16 protein-coding genes are annotated in these 17,034 nt (G+C 60.2%); 11 read left to right on the top strand and 5 right to left on the bottom strand.

All coding sequences use genetic code 11. The features are described 5' to 3' along the window. Window positions 1-164: 164 nt before the first annotated feature. The 7 genes from xylA to CRP02_RS10605 all read left to right on the top strand — a co-directional run bounded on the left by xylA (window position 165) and on the right by CRP02_RS10605 (window position 9,853). Window positions 165-1,475, top strand: a complete 1,311-nt coding sequence (xylA, locus tag CRP02_RS10570) for a xylose isomerase (protein ID WP_097171028.1) — start codon at window positions 165-167, stop codon at window positions 1,473-1,475. Window positions 1,476-2,243: 768 nt separating this feature from the next. Continuing rightward, a complete protein-coding gene (locus CRP02_RS10580; RefSeq protein WP_097171324.1) occupies window positions 2,244-3,623 on the top strand; it encodes a GH1 family beta-glucosidase in 1,380 nt (459 codons plus the stop codon). A 283-nt stretch (window positions 3,624-3,906) separates the two neighbouring features. Beyond that, window positions 3,907-4,536, top strand: coding sequence for an NAD(P)H-dependent oxidoreductase (locus CRP02_RS10585; protein ID WP_097171029.1), 630 nt, complete (start codon window positions 3,907-3,909; stop codon window positions 4,534-4,536). Between the two features lie 294 nt (window positions 4,537-4,830). Further along, a complete protein-coding gene (locus CRP02_RS10590) occupies window positions 4,831-5,931 on the top strand; it encodes a methionine ABC transporter ATP-binding protein (RefSeq protein ID WP_013762329.1) in 1,101 nt (366 codons plus the stop codon). Continuing rightward, window positions 5,921-6,589 (top strand): methionine ABC transporter permease, encoded by a 669-nt coding sequence (locus CRP02_RS10595; RefSeq protein ID WP_003516230.1) that lies wholly within the window; start codon window positions 5,921-5,923, stop codon window positions 6,587-6,589. The genes CRP02_RS10590 and CRP02_RS10595 overlap by 11 nt, the downstream gene beginning before the upstream one ends. 38 nt (window positions 6,590-6,627) lie before the next feature. Further along, a complete protein-coding gene (locus CRP02_RS10600) occupies window positions 6,628-7,407 on the top strand; it encodes a MetQ/NlpA family ABC transporter substrate-binding protein (protein WP_097099499.1) in 780 nt (259 codons plus the stop codon). Between the two features lie 196 nt (window positions 7,408-7,603). Further along, a complete protein-coding gene (locus CRP02_RS10605) occupies window positions 7,604-9,853 on the top strand; it encodes an EAL domain-containing protein (protein ID WP_179783985.1) in 2,250 nt (749 codons plus the stop codon). Between the two features lie 185 nt (window positions 9,854-10,038). Here the strand turns inward: CRP02_RS10605 and CRP02_RS10610 are convergent, their stop codons facing one another. From CRP02_RS10610 to CRP02_RS10620, 3 genes are all read right to left on the bottom strand, one after another. Beyond that, window positions 10,039-10,995, bottom strand: a complete 957-nt coding sequence (locus CRP02_RS10610; RefSeq protein WP_097171030.1) for a rhodanese-related sulfurtransferase — start codon at window positions 10,993-10,995, stop codon at window positions 10,039-10,041. Window positions 10,996-11,096: 101 nt separating this feature from the next. After that, complete coding sequence (locus tag CRP02_RS10615; protein WP_097171031.1) at window positions 11,097-12,005, bottom strand: CHAD domain-containing protein; 909 nt, start codon at window positions 12,003-12,005, stop codon at window positions 11,097-11,099. Next, complete coding sequence (locus CRP02_RS10620; RefSeq protein WP_025595043.1) at window positions 11,989-12,477, bottom strand: CYTH domain-containing protein; 489 nt, start codon at window positions 12,475-12,477, stop codon at window positions 11,989-11,991. Before CRP02_RS10620 ends, CRP02_RS10615 begins: the two co-directional genes overlap by 17 nt. 171 nt (window positions 12,478-12,648) lie before the next feature. Between CRP02_RS10620 and CRP02_RS10625 the strand changes: the two genes are divergently transcribed. The 4 genes from CRP02_RS10625 (at window position 12,649) to CRP02_RS10645 (ending at window position 15,319) form a co-directional block, all read left to right on the top strand. Next, window positions 12,649-13,287 (top strand): 2-dehydro-3-deoxy-phosphogluconate aldolase, encoded by a 639-nt coding sequence (locus tag CRP02_RS10625; protein ID WP_003516242.1) that lies wholly within the window; start codon window positions 12,649-12,651, stop codon window positions 13,285-13,287. A 110-nt stretch (window positions 13,288-13,397) separates the two neighbouring features. After that, window positions 13,398-14,093: a tellurite resistance TerB family protein gene (locus tag CRP02_RS10630; protein ID WP_097171032.1), complete on the top strand. Its 696-nt coding sequence runs from the start codon at window positions 13,398-13,400 to the stop codon at window positions 14,091-14,093. 313 nt (window positions 14,094-14,406) lie between these two features. Next, window positions 14,407-15,099, top strand: a complete 693-nt coding sequence (locus CRP02_RS10640) for a GNAT family N-acetyltransferase (protein ID WP_097099493.1) — start codon at window positions 14,407-14,409, stop codon at window positions 15,097-15,099. Then, window positions 15,086-15,319, top strand: coding sequence for a hypothetical protein (locus CRP02_RS10645; protein WP_097099492.1), 234 nt, complete (start codon window positions 15,086-15,088; stop codon window positions 15,317-15,319). The genes CRP02_RS10640 and CRP02_RS10645 overlap by 14 nt, the downstream gene beginning before the upstream one ends. On the opposite strand, the gene CRP02_RS10650 is transcribed toward CRP02_RS10645, so the two are convergent. Next, complete coding sequence (locus tag CRP02_RS10650) at window positions 15,316-16,377, bottom strand: nickel/cobalt transporter (RefSeq protein WP_097171033.1); 1,062 nt, start codon at window positions 16,375-16,377, stop codon at window positions 15,316-15,318. The genes CRP02_RS10645 and CRP02_RS10650 overlap by 4 nt on opposite strands. Further along, window positions 16,371-17,012: a DUF1007 family protein gene (locus CRP02_RS10655; RefSeq protein WP_097171034.1), complete on the bottom strand. Its 642-nt coding sequence runs from the start codon at window positions 17,010-17,012 to the stop codon at window positions 16,371-16,373. Before CRP02_RS10655 ends, CRP02_RS10650 begins: the two co-directional genes overlap by 7 nt. Window positions 17,013-17,034 lie beyond the last annotated feature (22 nt).

Raw genomic sequence — 17,034 nt, forward strand, 5'->3', positions numbered from 1 at the left:
ATCGAATCGCTGCACCGTCCCGGCCATCTCTAACGCTGCGGAGGATGCGCCGAAGTTATCGTCTTGCCGATCTCCCTCCTTGTGGGGGAGATGTCCGGCAGGACAGAGGGGGGTAGCCACACCCTCCATCAATTAAACCCAACCCACCAAGGAGGAACCACCCAATGACCACAGGCTTCTTCGGCGATATCGCCAAGATCAAATATGAAGGCCCCGACAGCACCAACCCGCTCGCCTTCCGCCATTACAACCCCGACGAGATCGTTGCCGGAAAGCGTATGGAAGATCACCTGCGTTTTGCCGTGGCTTACTGGCACACCTTCACCTGGCCGGGCGGCGACCCATTCGGTGGGCAGACGTTCCAGCGTCCGTGGTTTGAAGACACCATGCAGGCCGCCAAGCTGAAGGCCGATGTCGCCTTTGAATTCTTCTCGCTGCTCGGTTCGCCGTTCTATTGCTTCCACGACGCCGATGTGCGCCCGGAAGGCAGGAACTTTGCCGAAAACACCAGGAACCTCAACGAGATCGTCGACTACTTCGCGCAGAAGCAGGCTGATACCGGCGTGAAGCTTTTATGGGGCACGGCGAACCTGTTCTCCAACCGCCGCTTCATGTCGGGTGCCGCGACCAATCCGGACCCGGATGTCTTCGCATTCTCGGCTGCGACGGTGAAGACCTGCATGGATGCAACCAAGAAGCTCGGCGGCGCCAATTACGTGCTATGGGGCGGTCGTGAAGGTTACGAAACGCTGCTCAACACCGATCTTTCGCGCGAGCTGGACCAGCTCGGCCGCTTCCTCAATCTGGTTGTGGAATACAAGTACAAGATCGGTTTCGAAGGCACGATCCTGATCGAGCCAAAGCCGCAGGAGCCGACCAAGCACCAGTACGACTACGACGTCGCAACCGTTTACGCGTTCCTGCAGAAGAACGGTCTCGAAAAGGAAGTGAAGGTCAATATCGAGCAGGGTCACGCCATCCTCGCCGGCCATTCCTTCGAACACGAACTGGCCATGGCCAATGCCTTCGGCATTTTCGGCTCCATCGACATGAACCGCAACGATTACCAGTCCGGCTGGGATACCGACCAGTTCCCCAACAACGTACCTGAAATGGCGCTGGCCTATTACCACGTGCTGGCCGGCGGCGGCTTCACCAATGGCGGCACAAACTTCGATTCCAAGCTGCGTCGCCAGTCGCTCGATCCGCAGGACCTGCTGATCGGCCATATCGGCGGCATGGATTGCTGCGCCCGCGGCCTGAAGGCGGCGGCGAAGATGATCGAGGACGGCGCGCTGTCGAAGCCGCTTTCGGAGCGTTACGCGAAATGGGACGCACCTGAAGCCCAGAAGATGTTGCGTGGCGAGCTGAAGCTCGAAGAAATCGCAGCGCTGGTCGAGCGCCAGGATATCAACCCCGAGCCGAAATCCGGTCGTCAGGAATATCTGGAGAACGTCGTCAATCGTTACGTTTGACGGGCTGGTACGTTCATAAACAAAGGACGGGGGAGCATCCCCCGTCTAGAGGCTGGTTAAAGCCGCAAAACCTCTTCTCCGTCATCCTCGTGACACGCCCGAGGATGACGTCGTATCTGCGGTGTACGACGCCGTGCGGTCTCCGGGCCCGATGCTGCAGATAACATTCCATAAAGTGAGACTAAGAAGGTCGCGATAGCCGGATGACGGGGCCTGCTCGCCGTCTGCTGCCAAAGGCGAGAACAGTTCCGCGCCACCCCTCCTTTCTTTCCAGTCACTTACCGCAAAACCTTTCCCCGCATGTCCCCACCCGTCTGTTTCGCTGCATCATTCCCCTGCAACCGGAACGGAAGGGCGATACGCGCGGTGCCTTTCGCGGACCGGCTGCCGGCATCGACAAGCGTGGTTCTGGCAAACCACGTTCCGGAAAGGCGTCCCGCAATTGCCAGCAGCGGGAAGGGCCGATCCGGTAGGTGTCGTGAAAAGCTGTCACCGATGGACCGGCATTCCGGTCAAACGGGACGCGGCCCGGCAGATGCAAGACTTTCCACCACCCTCAACTCCCATCCGCATTTGCCGGGCTGTCGTTTCTCCCGTCGCCGGGAAACCGTTGCGGCGACTTTCGTGTACCTAAAGCGCTTTGGATATCTTAACCCCGCTGCTGAAACGTTGCAGATTTTGCGTGCTTGCGGCTGTACCTCATTGCTGACTTGGTCTAAACCGCTCTCCATCTTTTGACGCTCGATGGATGACGAAAGGGCCTATCCGATGACCGATCACAAAGCGCTTGCAGCCCGTTTCCCCGGCGATTTCCTGTTCGGCGTGGCGACCGCCTCCTTCCAGATCGAGGGTGCCACCAAGGTTGACGGCCGCAAGCCATCCATCTGGGATGCCTTCTGCAATATGCCGGGCCATGTCTTCGGGCGCCACAATGGCGACGTTGCCTGCGATCACTATAATCGCTGGGAGGATGATCTCGATCTCATCAAGGAAATGGGTGTCGAGGCCTATCGTTTCTCCATTGCCTGGCCGCGCATCATTCCCGATGGCTTCGGCCCGATCAACGAGATGGGGCTGGATTTCTACGACCGCCTCGTCGATGGCTGCAAGGCGCGCGGCATCAAGACCTATGCGACGCTTTACCATTGGGACCTGCCGCTGACACTGATGGGCGACGGCGGCTGGGCCTCGCGTTCCACCGCCCACGCCTTCCAGCGTTACGCCAAGAACGTCATGGCACGGCTGGGCGACCGGCTGGATGCGGTGGCGACGTTCAATGAACCCTGGTGCGCAGTCTGGCTCAGCCATCTCTATGGCATTCATGCGCCGGGCGAGCGCAACATGGAAGCAGCCCTTGCGGCCATGCACCACATCAACCTTGCCCATGGTTTCGGCGTCGAGGCGTCCCGCCATGTGGCGCCCAAGGTGCCGGTCGGACTGGTGCTGAACGCCCATTCCGTCATTCCCGCTTCCGATAGCGAAGCCGATCTCAAGGCTGCCGAACGCGCATTCCAGTTCCACAACGGTGCCTTCTTCGATCCGGTCTTCAAGGGTGAATATCCGGCGGAGATGATGGAAGCGCTCGGTTCACGCATGCCGGTGGTGGAGGCGGAAGACCTGTCCATCATCAGCCAGAAGCTCGACTGGTGGGGCCTGAATTATTATACACCGATGCGCGTTGCCGACGACGCGACACCGGACGCGGAATTCCCCGCCACCAAACCAGCTCCGGCCGTCAGCGATGTCAAGACCGATATCGGCTGGGAAGTCTATGCGCCAGCGCTGCATTCGCTGGTGGAGACGCTCTACGAGCGCTACGAGCTGCCCGATTGCTACATCACCGAAAATGGCGCCTGCTACAATATGGGCGTCGAAAACGGCGAGGTGGACGACCAGCCCCGTCTTGACTATTACGCCGAACATCTTGGTATCGTTGCCGATCTGGTGAAGGACGGTTACCCCATGCGCGGTTACTTCGCCTGGAGCCTGATGGACAATTTCGAATGGGCAGAGGGTTACCGCATGCGCTTTGGCCTCGTGCACGTGGATTACGAAACGCAGGTCCGTACGTTGAAGAACAGCGGCAAATGGTACAGCGCGCTGGCCTCGGGTTTCCCGAAGGGGAACCACGGTGTGATGAAGGAATGAGGCTTTCACCCTCATTCCTGTGACAAGCACAGGAATGAGGGTGGAGAGGCTGGCTCGTGTGTGAACTTTACCTGCCGTATTCCTCACCATGAGTACACTATCGCTCTCCCCAATAAAGTTCTTCCACCTTACTATCAGTTTTCCAAACTTTTTTGCCAGTTACCCGGCGGTGCCTGCTTGCGCCTGCCATCCTGTCTCCTATGTCAGGCAGGCTACGCAGACGTAGCGCCCGCTGCTGCCTCATCCGGAGCGGTGCGGGCTGGTCCTCCCAGGGAAAACGAACATGCTTATCGAAAAACTCAACTGGCGTTATGCCACCAAGAAAATGGATCCTTCCAGGACTGTTGCGGAAGACAAGGTCGAGCGCATCGTCGAAGCCGCCCGGCTGGCGCCCACTTCCAGCGGGTTGCAGCCGTTCGAAGTGATCGTCGTTACCGATCCGGAAGTGCGCGCAAAGATCCGCGAGATCGCCTGGAACCAGGCGCAGGTCACCGAAGGTTCGCATCTTCTGGTGTTTGCGGCGTGGGATAACTACACGCAAGAGCGGATCAACCATATGTTCGATCTGGTCAACGAAGAGCGCGGCGTCAAGAACGAGGGCTGGGAAGCGTATCGTCAGAAGCTTCTCTCCTCCTATCCGCAGCGTGATGAGCAGGTGAATTTCGAACACGCAGCCCGTCAGGCCTATATCGGTTTCGGCATGGCGGTGGCGCAGGCTGCTTTCGAGGGTGTGGATTCCACACCGATGGAAGGTTTCGATCCGGCCAAGCTGGATGAAATCCTCGGCCTGCGTGAAAAGGGCCTGCGCTCCGTCACCATCCTGCCGCTCGGATACCGCGAGCCGGAAGGCGACTGGCTGGTGAACCTGAAGAAGGTCCGCCGCCCGCTTGAGGAATTCGTCAGCCGCGTCTGATTTCACGCACTCGCGAAGTCTTGACTGCCGCAGGGCCGCACAGACGGCTTTGCGGTAGATTTTTTCTCTGATTTCAGATAATTGAAAAATCATCCCTGTTAAAAGATGGCGCCTGCGGGCAAGTATGCGCCATCGAATTGCCGATCCCCGGCATTTCTGAGTGAAAGCCTGACGAAATGACCCGGAAAATCAGCTGTCATCGAATGTGCCAGAAGGCTGCATGAAGAGAGCGGTTCAGCACCGCAACAGGATTTTTTGAGACCCGATCCGTCAAGAGTTTTCGCAGAGTTCCCAATGAGTTTTTCATCCAACGCGACATCGCTCGCGCGCGCACCGCAGACTGCCAAGGACGCGATGGTCACGTTTGAAGGCGTGACCAAGACCTTTGGCGGCAGCGATGGCAAGCCGGGCTTCGCAGCCCTTGCCGGCATTGACTATGTCGTGCCGAAGGGTTCCATCACCGGCATCATCGGCCGCTCTGGTGCCGGCAAATCCACCCTCATCCGCCTCGCCAACGGCCTTGAAAAACCGTCGTCCGGCCGGGTGGTCGTCGACGGTGTCGATGTTGCTGCCCTTGATGAGAAGAGTCTGAGGACCCTTCGCCGTTCCGTCGGCATGATCTTCCAGCACTTCAATCTCCTGTCGTCGCGCACCGCTTTCGACAATGTGGCGCTGCCGCTAGAAATTGCCGGTCTCGGTAAAAAAGAGATCGAAACGCGGGTAACGCCGCTGCTCGAACTCGTCGGCCTTTCCGACAAGGCGAAGCGTTATCCGGCGGAACTGTCGGGTGGGCAGAAGCAGCGTGTCGGCATCGCCCGCGCGCTTGCGACGCAACCCAAGCTGCTGTTGTCGGACGAGGCGACGTCCGCGCTCGATCCGGAGACGACCCAGTCAATCCTTGAACTCTTGAAGCGCATCAATGCCGAACTTGGGCTGACAGTGCTGCTCATCACTCACGAGATGGAGGTGGTGAAGACCATCGCCTCGCAGGTCGCCGTCATCGACAGGGGCCTGATCGTGGAGGAGGGGCGCACCTTCGATATTTTCACCGCGCCGAAACATGAGACTACCCGCAGCCTGCTGTCGTCCTCGGTCGGGGTTAAGCTGCCGCACTGGGTTACATCAGGGTTGAAGCCGGAAGCCGCGGAGGGTGATCGCGTTCTCGTGCGGCTGGTGTTCTTCGGCGAAACGGCATTCCAGCCGCTGACCGCGCGTCTTGTTGCGGAAATCGGCCCTGACGTGAACATCCTTGCCGGCACCATCGAGGAAATTTCCGGCGAACCCTTCGGCTCGCTGGTTGTGTCCTATCCGGCCACGGCGGAGATCACCGCCCGCGCCGGCCGCTTTTATACTGAGACCGGTCTTCACACGGAGGTGCTCGGTTATGTCGCCTGATATGCTTTTCAACCTTCTGTCGAAGGGTCTTCTGCAAACGCTGCACATGGTCGCGGTCGCCGGCATCGTCGGCTCCATCATCGGCGTGCCGATGGGTGTTTTCCTTGCCACCAGCGGCAAAGGCGAACTCTTCCCCGCGCCGATGACGAACCGCATCCTCGGCCTTGTCGTCAATGCGGCGCGCTCCACGCCCTTCATCATTCTGGTGGTGGCGATCATTCCCTTCACGCGGCTGGTCGCCGGCACTTCCATCGGCACCAGTGCGGCCATCGTGCCGCTGACGGTTGCCACCGTGCCCTTCATCGCACGGCTGGTGGAAGCGGCGATCCGCGAGGTCGACAAGGGCCTGATCGAAGCGGCCCGCGCCATGGGCGCAACACCGTTGCAGATCGTCACCAAGGTCCTGCTTGCGGAAGCAAAGCCGGGCATCACGCTGGCGCTTACCCTCACGCTCGTCAGCCTCATCGGTTATTCGGCCATGGTCGGTGCTGTCGGTGGCGGCGGGCTGGGTGATCTCGGCATTCGCTACGGCTACCAGCGCTTCATGCCTGACGTGATGCTGGTCGTGGTGCTGGTGCTGATCGTACTCGTGCAACTCGTGCAGAGCGCCGGCGACCGGCTTGCCCGCAGCTTCGACAAGCGCACCCGAAAGAACTGATAAAACCGTTCAAGAACAACAAACCCAAGGAGACATCCATGAAGAAAATCATCCTCGCGGCTTCGCTCGCCGCTCTCTTTACCGCCGGTCAGGCGCTGGCCGAAACCATTAAGATTGGTGTTACACCAGCCGAGCACGCGCAGATCATGGAACAGGTCAAGAAGATCGCCGCAGCCAAGGGACTGGACATCGATATCGTCGAGTTCTCCGACTACGTCGTGCCGAACCAGGCGCTGGCAGACGGTGAGCTTCAGGCCAACTCCTTCCAGCACCAGCCTTACCTCGACAACCAGATCGCTGACCGCAAGTTCGATCTCGTCAGCGTCGGCACCACCATCACCACCCCGATGGGCGTTTATTCGAAGAAGGTGAAGAACCTTGACGAGCTGAAGGACGGCGCGACGGTCGGTATTCCGAACGACCCGACCAATGGCGGCCGTGCGCTTCTCGTTCTCGCTTCCAAGGGTGTGCTCAAGGTCAAGGAAGAAGCCGGTCTGAAGGTAACGCCTGCCGACATCACCGAAAACCCGAAGAACATCCAGATCGTCGAACTTGACGCTGCCCAGTTGCCGCGCTCGCTGGATGACACCGACGCTTCGGTCATCAACACCAACTATGCCACGGCAGCAGGCCTGAACCCAAAGAAGGACGCCATCGCCATCGAAAGCGAAAAGTCCCCTTACGCAAACGTCATCGCCGTTCGTGCGCAGGACAAGGACAAGCCGTGGGTGAAGACGCTGGTGGAATCCTACCACAGCCCGGAAGTGAAGGCCTTCATTCTGGAGAAGTTCAACGGCACGGTCATTCCGTCCTGGTAATCCGGCCTGACACGATTGAAGTTGCGGCCTCTCCCGTTCGCGGGGGAGGTTTTTTGTTTGCGGGGCGGACGCATCCGCGGTTTTCATGAAAATCCCCCACCATTGTGGGGGGAATTTTTCTCTTTTTCACCCGTACTGTCGTTTTATACCCGTTGTTTTTTGTGGCGTCGCCACAATCCAACTTAACGGCTTTTGAATGTTTCCTTCGCAAGATGATGCTTTCGAAGGGGATTTTATGCGGATTGCGCCGCGAAACATTGGGGAATATTTGCCGGTCGGTCGTAGAGCCGCCGTCGGCGTCGTATTGTCCACCTTTGCGCTGGTGCTTCTCATCGTCACCGCGCTGGTCTTGTCTGCTCTGAGCCAGGTCAGGGAAAGGGCGAACTCGCTCGACAATGCCCGCTCGCGCGAGACGACGGCGGGCGCCCTTGTCACCTTCCGCGACCAGCTTGGCGCGACGCTGAACGACTACGCCGCCTGGGACGATGCCGCCGACTATGTCTACGCCCCCGACAGGTTCGACTGGGTGGCGAGCAATTATGGCGAGATGACGGTCAACAGCGATCTTTTCGATACCGCCGTCGTCCTCGACGAAGACGGCAAGGTTCGCATGGCCTACCAGAACGGCAAGCCGGTTGCCTGGAAGCCCCATGACTATTTTGCGGAAGGCCTCAAGGAGATGATCGAACGGGTGCGCTCCATGCGTCCCGGCATCGCGTCGCAGGTCACCGGTTTCGTGAAAACCCGCGACGGCGTCGCGGCTACGGGTGTCGCGCTGGTGCGGCTCAAATCCGGGGTCTTGCCGCCGGTTGGGTCCGAGCGGCGATATCTGATTTTCGCGCGCCATCTCAAACAGGCGACGGTGGACAAGCTGGCCCGCAACTACGTCATCGATGGTCTGCAACTGCAATATGGCGACGGACCGGCGACCAACCATGTGGATGTCGTCAATCCGCTTGGCGATGTGCTGGCGCGGCTCGTCTGGCGCTCGCAGCTGCCGGGGGACGTGAGCTTCCATGAGGCCCGGCCGGTCGTCTTCACGGCACTCGGCATTGCCGGAACGTTCTTTCTCGTACTTCTCATCATCGGTTCGGCAACGCTCGACCGGCTGAAGGCTGACGAGGCGGCGGCGAGGGAAGAGGCGCTGCGCGATCGACTGAGCGGGCTCAGCAACCGCGCCGGGCTGTTTTCCAAGCTGAACCGCATGGTGGGCAAGGCCCGCCACGACAAGACCGATATCAAGCTGCTTTACCTCGATCTTGATGGTTTCAAGGAGATCAACGATTCCTACGGTCACGCTGCCGGCGATCGGCTGATCAAGGGCGTTGCGGCGGCGCTCAGGGTGCTTGTGCCGGAAGATGCCGTGCTTGCGCGGCTCGGCGGCGACGAATTCGCCATCGCCATTCAGGGCAACGACGTGTGGTCGGAAGGCCGCAAGCTCTGCCAGGCGCTGCTCGAACTGTTCACCGAGCCGTTCAGCATCGGCGAGCGGGTGGCGAGCATCGGTTGCAGCATCGGCACTTCCGTCTCCAGAGCCGGTGATATCAACGGCGAGGAACTGCTGCGCCGCGCCGACATGGCCATGTATCAGGCCAAGGAAAACGGGCGCGGGCGTTATGTCGCCTACGAGCTGAAAATGGATGCGCTGCGCGAGGAAAAGCTGCAGCTTGAGGCCGATCTGCGTTATGCCATCCTGAATGACGAGATATCGGTGGTCTATCAGCCGGTCGTCAATGCCGCCACGCGCAGCATAACCGGGGTGGAGGCGCTTGCCCGCTGGCAAAGGCCGGGATACGGCTTCGTGCCGCCGGATATCTTCATCGCCGCTGCCGAAACCAGTGGCCTTATCGAGAGACTCGGCCTGCTGGTGCTGCGCAAGGCCTGCGAGACGGCGGGTCAATGGCCCTCCATCAAGCTCTCGGTGAATATTTCACCCGTTCAGTTTCGCAATCCGGCCTTTTCCGGCAACGTGGCGGATATTCTCGCTGCCACGCAGACGCCAACCGCAAGGCTGCGGCTGGAAATGACCGAGGGCTATTTCATCCAGAATCCGGAGCGGGCAAGTGCGGCAATCGACAAGCTGAAACAGCTTGGTCTGCATATAGCGCTTGACGATTTCGGAGCTGGTTTCGCCAGCGTCGGATATCTGCGCCGCTTCGGTTTCGACCGCATGAAGATCGACCGGTCGCTGGTCATGGCGCTGGAGCAGGGTGGGCGGTCGCTGGAAATGTTGCAGGCAACCGTGGCGCTTGCGAAATCTCTCGATATTCCGGTCACGGCGGAGGGCGTGGAGACAGAAGAACAGGCGGCTATCCTGCATCTGTGTGGCTGTGACGAATTGCAGGGCTACCTGTTCTCAAAACCCGTCGCCGCTGAAGAGATTACCGCCATGCTGGAGGAGCAGGCGGCGCCGCTGTTTGCGCTTCGGGCAGGGGCAAAAGGGTGATCCATACTCCGTCACCCCGGACCCGATCCGGGGCCCGGAGCGATCAAGTCGTTAATCGCGTAAGAGCTTTCTTACCGTGAAGACGTGCCGTGGCTGGATGCCGTATCAGGCCCCGCATGACGGCGGACAGCTGACCTCTCCTACATCGCGTCAGGACTTTGCAGTCCTCTGGCCGCCGATCGGCTTTACCGCCCCAGATGGCGCTCGCCGCGCTTCTTTGCCAGTTCGATCTGCTGCTGCCGGTCGCGGAACCGCTGGCGGTCTTCTTCTGTCCGGTCGTCGTAACAGCTCGGGCAGGACACACCTTCCTCGAACAACGGGGATTGGCGCACCTCTGATGTGATCGGGTTGCGGCAGGCGTGGCAGAGCTTGTGATCGCCTTCGGCAAGACCGTGGACGACGGAGACGCGCTCGTCGAACACGAAGCAGGCGCCTTCCCACAGGCTCTCTTCTTCCGGCACCTCTTCCAGATATTTCAGGATGCCGCCCTTGAGGTGAAAGACCTCATCGAACCCCTGTTCCTTCATGAAGGCGGTCGCCTTTTCGCAGCGGATGCCGCCGGTGCAATACATGGCGATCTTCGGCTTGTTGTGCAGGCCGGGATTGTTCTTTACCCAGTCGGGAAACTCGCGGAAGGTCTTGGTCTTCGGGTCCACCGCGCCCTTGAAGAGACCGATCGCGGTCTCGTAGTCGTTGCGGGTGTCGATGACGATGGTGTCCGGGTCGGAGATCAGCGAGTTCCAGTCGCGCGGATCGACATAGGTGCCGACGATGCGGTTGGGATCGATATCCGGCACGCCCATGGTGACGATCTCTTTCTTGAGCTTCACCTTCATGCGCACGAAGGGCATGTTCGATGCCCGGCTTTCCTTGTGTTCCAGTGCCGTAAATTCCGGCTGCGCACGCAGGAAGGCAAGTATGGCGCGCACACCCGCATCCGGCCCGGCAATGGTGCCATTGATACCTTCCGCCGCCAGAAGCAGCGTGCCCTTGACGCCGTTTTCCCGGCAAAGCTGAAACAGCTCGTCGCGCAGGCTTTCAAACCGCGGCAGGCGGGCGAAATGATAAAGCGCAGCCACGAGAAAATCGCCAGTGGGGTGAGGGGCGGATTCCGGGCGGGGGAGAATGGTGGTGTCGGTCATGGGCGCTGAAATACAGCGGCGGCGGCCGCAAATCAATATTTATCCGCCGCTGCCGGTATTTTGAAAATCGTCAAATTCTCAGTCTCTTCGGGCTTTCCGGTCTACTTCGCCGCCTGCCGCCATAAAAGGCCGACGATGCGGCTTTCGGTTCTGGCGGATTCGGAGAAGACTTCGTTTGCCAGCTCAAGGCCATCTCCGCGCAGCGCCTGCTGCCTCTGAATGATGGCATCGAGAAGCAGAGCCAGTCGCTCGCCATTGCCGAAACGCTCCGGTTCCCGGTCGGCAAAGGCTGCAAGGACCGAAAGATCGTGCTCGTGTCCGAGGATATCCACCAGCCGCTTGGTGTCGGCCCGCTTGGCGCGCATGGCCGATGGCCAGAGGCGGCGCAGAAGGCCGAGATGCATCCAGTAGGCCTGGCCCGCCTTGCGCAATTCGTGGAAATGTTCGACGTCGGCCTGCTCATGGCAGTCGGCAAGTGCTTTACGCGCCCTCTTCCTCTGCTTCGCCCAGCCGGTCTTCACCAGCCTTGTCACATCTTTAAGCTCGTCCGGCAGCGACACTGCCTTCAGCTTCTTGCGTGCTTCCTCGCAGCCGGCGATGGCGGCCGCAATGGCGTCGTCGAGACCTGCCTCATGTTCGATGGCGTGGTCGCGGCGCTTGCGCAGGACTGTCGTGATCGATCGCAGCGCCTTTCCTTGCGTCGTGGAGGCCGCGAAAGTCTCGAGATACTCCACCGTCTCCACCAGCGCCGTCGCTTCCCGCGCAAAAGCAAGCGAGCGGGCGATATCGCGAAAGCGGGCGTTTTCCTCTTTGCTGAAATCGGGTGCTGCCCTGGCGATGAGGCGGTAGAGCGCGCGCAGCCGCTTGAACCGCTTGCGGGCATCGTGCACGGCCTCATGGCGCCCGGAAGGCTGGTCGCGAAGGCTGGTTATCGCCTCTTCGATCAGTTCCAGTCCCGCGCGGCGGATTTCATCGTCGAAAGGTTTGTTCGGGTCAATCCTGAAGGGCATCCGCCAAGTCTCCGTGGGGACAGTCCATGGCGAGCGACTGGTTGGAGAAGCGACGGTCGCCCGTTACCTCCTTGCCAAGCCAGGAGGGCAGATCGGGGTTGGCGTTCTCGTCGTCCATCTCTACCTCCGCCACGATCAGCCCCTTGTATTTACCCTCGAAAACATCGACTTCCCAGGTGAATCCACCGTGATCAACCGTGTGGCGCATCTTCTCGATCACCACGCCGGGGGCGCTGGCCATCAATTCTTCCGCGTCATTCAGTGGAATGGAATATTCATATTCATCGCGGACGAGCGAACTCGCGCCGATCTTGATGGTCAGTGTCGCGTCAAGCCCGTTGACGATCCTGACCCGGACCGAACGATTTTCCAGCGAGGCGACATATGCCTGCCGGAAAGCCATGCTATGCGTCACTTCATTACGCCATTCATCGCCTGCAACCAGAAACTTCCGCTCGATTTCCTTGGCCATGCTGTCTCCGTAAACCGGTGCGCCAGATTATCGCATGAAGACGTCATAAAGAAGCGAATAGATTGAAGTATCTGGATAAAAATGGTCTTGCCATGCCTCGACATCAAGGCCGGGGCAGGCTAATCGATAAACCGGATTTCAATCGTTTCAATCGCGCAAGGGAGGCTTATCTTGGCCCAGGACTCCGAAAAACTGCTCTCCATCCTCAAGCTGCAGCCGGTCGTGCCGGTGCTGATCGTGGATGATGCCGCTTCCGCCGTGCCGCTCGCGCGCGCGCTGGTCGCAGGTGGCCTGAAGGCAATCGAGATCACCATGCGCACGCCGGCGGCACTCGATGCCATCCGTGCGGTTGCGGCGGAAGTGGAGGGCGCCCATGTCGGCGCCGGCACCATCCTCAACGCCAAAGATTTCGAGGCGGCCGCCGAAGCCGGTTCCACCTTCATCGTCAGCCCCGGCATCAACAAAAGCGTGCTGGAAGCTGCGCGCGCCTCCAACGTGCCGCTGCTTCCGGGGGCCGCCACGGCAAGTGAAGTCATGGCGCTGCGCGACGAAGGCTACAAGGTGCTGAAGTTCTTCCCGGCGGAACAGGCCGGTGGCGCGCCATACCTCAAGGCACTGTCCTCGCCGCTCGCCGGTACGGTGTTCTGCCCGACCGGCAGCGTCTCGCTGAAGAATGCCAATGACTATCTTTCCCTGCCGAACGTTGTCTGTGTCGGCGGCTCCTGGGTTGCTCCGCGCGAACTGGTGGCAACGGCTGACTGGGCCGGCATCACCAGGCTCGCCGCCGAAGCCGCAGCACTGCGCGGCTGATCTGCCGCTTCTTCAAACCCGTTCACGAAGGCGTGAGCGGGTTTGTCATTTGTATTCGTGCCATGGCTCCCTATCTTCCCGTGTAGACTTTACCCTCACAGGAGATTTTGATGTTCGACGCCAAGAAGCTTCTTGAACAATTCCTCGGCTCACAGGTGCCGGGCCTTTCGGGAAGCGTCCGTGACAGAGCCGGGCAGGCCGCCGATATCGCCAAGAACAATCCGATGAAGGCCGGTGCGCTCGCCGCCGCCATTCTGGGCACCAAGACCGGCCGCAAGCTCGCCGGCAATGTCGCCACCATCGGCGGCGTCGCGGCCATCGCCGGTCTCGGTTATCTCGCCTACAAGAATTACAAATCCGGGCAGGCGCCTGAAGCAGCACCAAAACCCGAGCCGGAGCTTCTCGCCCCGCCCGCCGATTCCGCCTTCCATCCGCAATCCCCCGCCCTTTCCAACGATTTTGCGCTGAAACTCATCCAGGCGATGATTGCCGCTGCCAAGGCAGACGGCCATATCGATGAAAAAGAGCGCGCCAACATCATGGATAAGGTGCAGGTGTCCGGCCTCGACACGGAAGCCGAGCGGTTCCTCGAAAAGGAACTGGCCGATCCGCTGGATATCGACGCGCTGGTGGCTGCTGCCCGCACAGAGGAGCAGAAGGTGGAAATCTACACCGCCTCGCGTCTTGCCATAGAGGCCGATACGCGGGCTGAGCGCGGTTATCTCGATCTGCTTGCCGGGCGGTTGGGGTTGCCCGATGCGCTGGTGGATCATATCGAGTCGACGGTGGTGGCGGCGAAGGTTTGAGGTAGGCGGTTAGCTGTTTAGCCTCGGCGGGCGTGGTTACCCCCCTCTGCCCTGCCGGGCATCTCCCCCACAAGGAGGGAGATCAGCCAGAAGGCAACGCCCGCTCACTTAAAACGTTGGAGACGGCCGAGAGGCCGCCGCGTGTCGATCTCCCCCCTTGTGGGGGAGATGCCCGGCAGGGCAGAGGGGGGTGAGCCACACCCGCCAAGGGTAGTAAGCACACCCACCCTAGACCACCGCAACGCCACCACATCCACTGTTGTCATCCCGCCCCGCTTGGCCTAATCCTTCTCCCCAGACAATGGGGAAGAGAATGCGCGATCTGAGTGATTTTAAGGGATGTCCGGCGCCGCAGCCGGTGACGCTGAAGGGCCGTTATGTGACGGCGGAACCGTTTGATCGCGACAGGCATCTTGCAAGGCTCTGGACTGCGCTTGGTGGTGAGGGGGTCAATGCGCTTCTCAAATATTTCCCGCAAAGCGGCTTTGCCGATGCTGCAGCCTTTGGTGACTGGCTTGTCAACGCGGGTGAGAAACTCAACTGGGTGACATTGGTTTTCGTTGAAAATGCCACCGGTGACGTCGTTGGCATGGCAAGCTACATGCGGCCCGATCCCGCCAATGGCGTGGTCGAGGTCGGTTCGGTTGCCCATGGCGCCAGGATGAAGCGCTCGCCGCTTTCGACCGAAGCGCATTATCTGATGGCGAAACACGTTTTCGAGGATCTGGGTTACCGCCGCTACGAGTGGAAATGCCACAATCAAAACGAACCCTCCAAGATCACGGCGAAGCGTTACGGCTTCACCTTCGAGGGGGTGTTCCGCCAGCACATGATCTCCAAGGGTGCGAACCGCGATACGGCGTGGTTTTCAATGATCGACGGCGAATGGCCGTTGATCGGCAAGGCGTTTGAAATCTGGCTTTCGCCGGAGAATTTTACGGCCGACGGCGCGCAGAAGCGCAAGCTTGAGGATATCCGCGCGGAGCTTGCCCATGGCCACGCCTGAAAAGAAGCCTGGCTCTGGCCGTAAAGACTGGTCGCCGGGCCTTGCCGCCGCTGGCATCATCCTCGGTTTTGGGCTGGTGTTTTACGTGATGCCGAAAATCATGCTGTGGCTGGGGGATTATTCGCCCTTTCTTGCGGCGGCGTTTGGCTCGGTGGTGGTGCTGTGCTTTTTCCTGCTGTTCTGGCTGCGCGCCCGCTACCAGCGCCGCCGCGACAGTTAGAACTGAAGCGACGCGCCAAGCAGCATAAGGCCCATCAAAAGCACGAACAGCGCACCGGCAATCTCGATCGCGTGGCTGATGCCCGCTGCCCTGCGGCTTCCGGGGCCGGCGAAGCGCACGGCGAGCCCTTTGGCCGAGACGGCCATGATGGCAAGCAGCGATACGGTGATGGCGGTACCCAGCGACATGGCAAGCACGGAAAGCACGCCGCCGAGAAAAATCCCGTTCAATAGCGCAAAGCTCATGACGATGATGGCGCCGGAGCATGGCCGCAGGCCAACTGCGATGATGGCCGACCATGCTTCGTGCAGGCTGAAATTCTTGCGTTTGAGAAGCAGCGGATCGGGCGCGTGCGATTTTCCGCAGGAGACGCAAAGATCACCTGTGCCGCTATGGGCGTGGTCCGCGAAAACCGGCTTGCCCTGAAACCTGAGGCCCGTGCCCATGCCCGTGGTTCTGACCGCTGTTGCTTCCCCCGCAACGGCGAAGGCGGCAACCGGTACGCGCCGGATGCGCAGCGACCAGAGCTTGCGCAGCAGAAGCCAGGCGCCGAACAGCGCCACCATGGCAAAGCTGGCAATCTCCATTGCCTGCGTGGCTTTCGTCATGGTGATGGAGGTGCCGCGCAGCACGAGCCAGGCTGCGACAACGAGGCCAATGGCCATTGCGCCCTGAATGAGTGCTGAAATGAAGGAAATGAGAATGCCGCGTTTCAGCTGCGTTTCATTGGCGATCATATAGGAAGAGATGACAGCCTTGCCGTGGCCAGGACCGGCGGCATGAAAGACCCCGTATGCAAAGGAGAGGCCAACCAGCGATGCCATCGCCCAATTGTCTTCGCGCATGGCTTTCAGGGCACCGGTCAGCGCCCGGTAGAACATCTGCTGGTGCACGTTGATCCATTGCATCAGCGGCGCGAACGGCCCGCCAAGGGCAAAAGACGGCTCGGCCGAGCCGATGCCGAGCGGCGATTGCGCATGGGCAGCACCTGCCACCGCCAGAACGCAGATCGCGGCGATGGTCAGGTGTCCGCAAAGGCGCCCGTTTCGGCTCAGCATGTCACCTCCAGCCGGGTGGCGAAGAGCTTGGTCATGTCGGTGCCGGTCGGGTCGTTGAAGAAGGCGTCGGTGAGCGAACTCTGGTTTTGCGAGATCACCTCGTCCGGGTCGGGGCGCACGACATGGTGCTTGCAGGCGGCGAGATCCTTGCCGACGGTCGCCAGATCACCGTCTTTCGCAAAATCGATCGCCGTATACATGGTCGGGTCCCATGCGCCGAAGCTGAGCTTGCCCTTGATGGAAAGCGGTGTGTTTGGCTTGACGGAAAAGAACATCAGGATCTGCTTGTCCTTGTAGTCCACGTGAATGGTGTCGGGCTTTGCGAAATCCACCTGTTTTCCGTTGGCGGTGATGAAGGTGTAGTAGGAAAATTCGCCAAGCGATTCACGCACGGTGTTGCCGATTTCGGCCAGCTCGTTCTTGTCCAGCTTCAGGTCGCCGTTCTTGTCGTAATCCATCACCACGCTTGCCGAAAACATCTCGTCGAAACGCCAGATGTTGCGCACCTCTTCGATGGTACCGTTCGGCCCCTCGACGATTTCCATGCGCGCTTCGGCGAATATATGCGGATGTGCCGCGGCAGCAACGGGAACGGAGGTCAGGCCAGCCGCAAGGAGCAAAAGTCGTCTGTTCATTATCCGGTCTGTCCTGCCTTCG

Source organism: Rhizobium sp. AN5, assembly GCF_900215255.1.
Taxonomy (GTDB): Bacteria; Pseudomonadota; Alphaproteobacteria; order Rhizobiales; family Rhizobiaceae; genus Agrobacterium; species Agrobacterium tumefaciens.

What these genes read in the sequence shown, in the direction of transcription:
- CRP02_RS10610 (WP_097171030.1), bottom strand. Translation starts at nt 10,995, where the DNA reads ATGACCGACACCACCATTCTCCCCCGCCCGGAATCCGCCCCTCACCCC.
- CRP02_RS10650 (WP_097171033.1), bottom strand. Translation starts at nt 16,377, where the DNA reads ATGCTGAGCCGAAACGGGCGCCTTTGCGGACACCTGACCATCGCCGCG.
- CRP02_RS10630 (WP_097171032.1), top strand. Translation starts at nt 13,398, where the DNA reads ATGTTCGACGCCAAGAAGCTTCTTGAACAATTCCTCGGCTCACAGGTG.
- xylA (WP_097171028.1), top strand. Translation starts at nt 165, where the DNA reads ATGACCACAGGCTTCTTCGGCGATATCGCCAAGATCAAATATGAAGGC.
- CRP02_RS10605 (WP_179783985.1), top strand. Translation starts at nt 7,604, where the DNA reads ATGTTTCCTTCGCAAGATGATGCTTTCGAAGGGGATTTTATGCGGATT.
- CRP02_RS10645 (WP_097099492.1), top strand. Translation starts at nt 15,086, where the DNA reads ATGGCCACGCCTGAAAAGAAGCCTGGCTCTGGCCGTAAAGACTGGTCG.
- CRP02_RS10640 (WP_097099493.1), top strand. Translation starts at nt 14,407, where the DNA reads ATGCGCGATCTGAGTGATTTTAAGGGATGTCCGGCGCCGCAGCCGGTG.
- CRP02_RS10620 (WP_025595043.1), bottom strand. Translation starts at nt 12,477, where the DNA reads ATGGCCAAGGAAATCGAGCGGAAGTTTCTGGTTGCAGGCGATGAATGG.
- CRP02_RS10655 (WP_097171034.1), bottom strand. Translation starts at nt 17,012, where the DNA reads ATGAACAGACGACTTTTGCTCCTTGCGGCTGGCCTGACCTCCGTTCCC.
- CRP02_RS10585 (WP_097171029.1), top strand. Translation starts at nt 3,907, where the DNA reads ATGCTTATCGAAAAACTCAACTGGCGTTATGCCACCAAGAAAATGGAT.
- CRP02_RS10580 (WP_097171324.1), top strand. Translation starts at nt 2,244, where the DNA reads ATGACCGATCACAAAGCGCTTGCAGCCCGTTTCCCCGGCGATTTCCTG.
- CRP02_RS10600 (WP_097099499.1), top strand. Translation starts at nt 6,628, where the DNA reads ATGAAGAAAATCATCCTCGCGGCTTCGCTCGCCGCTCTCTTTACCGCC.
- CRP02_RS10590 (WP_013762329.1), top strand. Translation starts at nt 4,831, where the DNA reads ATGAGTTTTTCATCCAACGCGACATCGCTCGCGCGCGCACCGCAGACT.
- CRP02_RS10595 (WP_003516230.1), top strand. Translation starts at nt 5,921, where the DNA reads ATGTCGCCTGATATGCTTTTCAACCTTCTGTCGAAGGGTCTTCTGCAA.
- CRP02_RS10615 (WP_097171031.1), bottom strand. Translation starts at nt 12,005, where the DNA reads ATGCCCTTCAGGATTGACCCGAACAAACCTTTCGACGATGAAATCCGC.